The 3,868-nt window shown below is 56.2% G+C and carries 2 protein-coding genes; one reads left to right on the top strand and one right to left on the bottom strand.

Translation table 11 applies throughout. From position 1 onward, the window contains the following. Nucleotides 1-201: 201 nt before the first annotated feature. Nucleotides 202-693: a cupin domain-containing protein gene (locus tag FYC77_RS19860; RefSeq protein WP_149083219.1), complete on the top strand. Its 492-nt coding sequence runs from the start codon at nucleotides 202-204 to the stop codon at nucleotides 691-693. 842 nt (nucleotides 694-1,535) lie between these two features. Here the strand turns inward: FYC77_RS19860 and FYC77_RS19855 are convergent. Then, nucleotides 1,536-3,533 (bottom strand): PAS domain-containing sensor histidine kinase, encoded by a 1,998-nt coding sequence (locus FYC77_RS19855; RefSeq protein WP_149083218.1) that lies wholly within the window; start codon nucleotides 3,531-3,533, stop codon nucleotides 1,536-1,538. Nucleotides 3,534-3,868 lie beyond the last annotated feature (335 nt).

Below are 3,868 nucleotides of genomic sequence, written 5' to 3'. Positions count from 1 at the left end.
ATCGACAGTGTACTTCTTTCGGCTCATTCCTAGAGATACGTGCCCAGAGGATATAACCTAGCTGTCCACGGTTGGGAGGGTACTAGAGGAGCGCTTGCGCGTTATGGATGATGTACCAGCCACACACTGATCCGATACGACGACTTTCAGGCTCATTACGAATACTAGTTTATCTCTTTATAAGGCCAATTATAATTCGTGATGAGTTCACAGGTTATGCCTTCAGCGAAGTACGACGTTATGCTTGGAAAGCTCGGTGCACGACTTGACGTCTCTCGGGCGGAGAACGAGGCAAACGTAGCCATTGTCGAGCATACGCTCCCGCCGCACACGCTGGCGGCACCGCTCCACCGCCACAGCCGTGAGGACGAGATCTCCTACGTACTGGAGGGCGAGATGACCGTACTGGCCGACGATGAACTAACAACCGTTCCAGCCGAGGAGTCGGTCGTGAAAGGCCGTGACGTCTGGCACACGTTCTGGAACGCGAGCGACGAACCGCTTCGGTTCCTTGAGATCATCGCGCCGGGCGAATTCTCGGAGTTCTTCGAGGAGATCTCGCATATCTACCCACTCAACCCCACGGACGAGGAGGCACTCGCCCGTTTCGAGGAGATCTGCGAGCGATATGACTTCGAGGCCGATCTCGAAAGCATCCCCAAGCTCTGCGAAGAACATAGTCTCCAGATGTAGGGGACAAATCTAGCCGATTCCCACGATTTCCCGTACTGTATTCATGCTCTGAGTCGGTCAGGCCAGTCTTGACAGAATCCGAGCAGTTCGAACAATCCATGCTGAACTCACAGCGCGAGTGTGACACGAGATTCGACTCAATCTGCGATGGTAGTGATCGCTCGGTATAGGGGATACAGACAGAAACGGACAGGAGTCGCTTGATCGTTGTTAGCACCAAGATCGTTCGCAATTTGTACTGGTTGGCATAGATGGGGGCTCGGTAGGGTGGTCAACCATAACGAGTACCTTACCACACTCTACTTCGGGATCTGTGAACTCGCGGTCTTTCCACCCATCATCGTCTTCAAGACGAGCAGAGACGACAAAGTCCCCCGGTTCGGCTGGCCACGTGCAGTCAAGTAGCTGGCTTTGGCCGTGTTCGCTAAATTCAAACGTAGCCTCTCCGACTACCTCTCCTTCGTGAGCAACTCGAACGTCAACAGCAGTTGGTTCATCGATCCAATTTACCGCTCGAACACCGAGTAGCTCAACTGTAGTATCCTCTTCCTCAAAAAACGATGTGCATCCTGTGAAGCCGACAACAGACCCGGCCCCAAGTACAGAGAGTATCTCTCGACGATTCATGCAAAATTGTCAGAGTCACTAAAATAAGTGCCTTGTGAGTATCGACCGGACTTTCTTGACGTTCTATTCATACGTTTATTGAACGCTGAAATTCCTACCAATCAGTGTATCTCTTCGAAGAGTCGTGATGAATATACAGCGCGAATGCGGCACGCATCGTGTCCACACAATCGAGTCATCAAGAGTGGTCGAAACAGCCGACAAACGATGATCGATTACGATTCAGAGAGCGTGAATGAGAACGTCGACCCCTCGTCCGGCTCGGACTCGACCCACATCTCACCGTCGTGGCGTTCCACGATCCGTTGACAGAGGGCCAGGCCGATGCCGGTTCCCGGGTACTCGTTGCTGGTGTGGAGCCGCTGGAACACCTCGAACACGCGATCGTGGTTGTCAGGATCGATCCCGATCCCGTGGTCGGCGACTATAATGCGCCATCGATCACCGACTCGTTCCGCGGCGATGTCGATCCGGGGCGGCTCGTCGCCACTATACTCGATGGCGTTGTCCAGCAGGTTCTGGAACACCTGACGCAATTGGCTAGCGTCACCGGCCACCGTCGGCAACTCGTCAGCCGTAATCTCGGCGTCCGTCTCGTCGATCCGGAGTTGGAGGTCGTCGCGAACCTCGTCAAGGACGGCGCCGAGATCGACTGGTTCGAACGGTTCTCCTTGTGTTTCGACTCGCGAGTACTCGAGCAGGCCCTCGATCATCTCTCGCATGCGCTCGGCGCCGTCGACGGCGTACTCGAGGAACTCCTCGCCGTCGTCCTCAAGCGCATCGCCGCACCGTTGGTCGATCAACTGGAGGTAGCTCGTGACCATCCGCAGTGGCTCCCGAAGATCGTGAGAGACCGCGTGGGCGAACTGCTCGAGGCGCTCGTTCGACTCCTCGAGCGCACGTTCGCGTTCTTTACGCTCGGTGATGTCTAGGGCTATCGCCATTCCCCCGTGGATCTCGCCATCCTGATCCGTGAGGGGGACGACGTGGACAATCCACTCGCGCCCCTCGGACTTACCCTCTATCGACTGCTTCTCGCCTTCAAGTACAGCCTGATACACGGGTTCAATCGTGTCGGCTACATCGTCGGCCCATACCTCGTGGAGGTAATGACCTTCGACGTCATCCGGCGATTGAGGGAGATAGTCGAATGCCTGCCCCTCGGCGAGCGTGTACCGAAGCTCCTCGTCGAACTGGGTGACGATCCCGTTCGGGAAGTTTTCGGCCAGCGTCCGGTAGCGTCGTTCGCTCTTCTCGAGAGTGTGTTGTTGTTCCCTTTGTTCAGTGATGTCTTCGATACTGAACACGACGCTCTCGATCTCTCCACGATCGTCGTAGACCGGTGCCCCGTTGACGGAGATCCAGACGCGTTCCCCGTCCGGACGTAACACGCCGCTGACCTGATCGAACAGTGGTTCTCCGGACTCCACGATCCGCGGGAAGGGCAACTCCTCACGCGAGAGCGGTTCGCCGTCCTCGTCGACTTCGTCCCACCTCGGATCGTCGAAGCTGAGCGCGTTGATCCGGGATCTGCTCCGCCCGAAGATCTCTTCGGCACGGTCGTTGGCGAACTGCATCTCGCCGTCGCTACCGACGATCGTGATGCCGATCGGACTCGTTTCGACGATCGTTTCGTAGCGGGTCAGTTCCTGTTCGCGTCGCTTCCGTTCGGTGATGTCGCGGGAGAAAACCGACAGGCCTGATTCTGAGGGATAGATGGCGTTTTGGAACCACTTGTCCCACGGCGGATAGTAGTCTTCGAAGGTAACAGGCTCTTTTGTTTCGAGAGCTTCGTACAGCGCGTTCTCGAACGTCTCCGTGAGATTCACATTGCGAATGTCCGAACCAATTGCATCCTCATCCAGTCCAAAAAGGTCTGCTGCGGTGTCGTTCAGATAGCGAAAGCGGAGTTCTTCATCGAGGGCGTAGAAACTGTCCGAGATTCGATCAAATACCGCACCGAGGTCGCGATCGACGGAATCTCGTGTAATCGCTCCTTCCTCGATAACTGGCCGCCACCAGACGCGCCCGTTTCCCCCGACTTTCTTGGTTTCGAGTTGGTCGTGGTTGACGAGGCGCTCCAGTCGCTCGTAGGCGCTCCGCCGACCAAGGTCGAACTGTTCGGCGACCTCGGTCGTCGTCCGAGGCGCCCCGCCCTCCTCGAAGATTGCGAGTGTATCTCGGAGGGTGTCCGTCAGCGGTGTCGAACTCATTACACCGTAGATGCACCCCAGCCGAATAAGCCCTCCACTGTTGGAGGGGGTCGTCTAGTCGACGAATATTCGAGATGGCTCGTCAGCTCCATGATTCCCGATGAGTAACGACCTTTACGGTGTCAGAGATGCCACTACTGGCCTCGGTGTCAATATAATCTGAGTGCTGCATTTATCCTCAGTATGCAGCAGCCTCGGACTGGCAGTGTCACGATAGTCTGCTGAGCTGGTGCTGCATACAGGGCGCGAATGTAGCACCAGTCGATCACATCGATTTAGAGAAAGTGCCTGCTTGGAGAAGGTGTGCAGCCTAGCCAAGCAGACAGCGAGATAGA

Origin of the sequence: Natrialba swarupiae (assembly GCF_008245225.1) — an archaeon.
GTDB classification, from domain to species: domain Archaea; phylum Halobacteriota; class Halobacteria; order Halobacteriales; family Natrialbaceae; genus Natrarchaeobius; species Natrarchaeobius swarupiae.
The sequence above is the reverse complement of the archived record's forward strand: the minus strand, read 5'-3'. Positions and strand labels throughout refer to the sequence as shown.

Coding starts and splice junctions, on each gene's coding strand:
- FYC77_RS19860 (WP_149083219.1), top strand. CDS start 202: ATGAGTTCACAGGTTATGCCTTCAGCGAAGTACGACGTTATGCTTGGA.
- FYC77_RS19855 (WP_149083218.1), bottom strand. CDS start 3,533: ATGAGTTCGACACCGCTGACGGACACCCTCCGAGATACACTCGCAATC.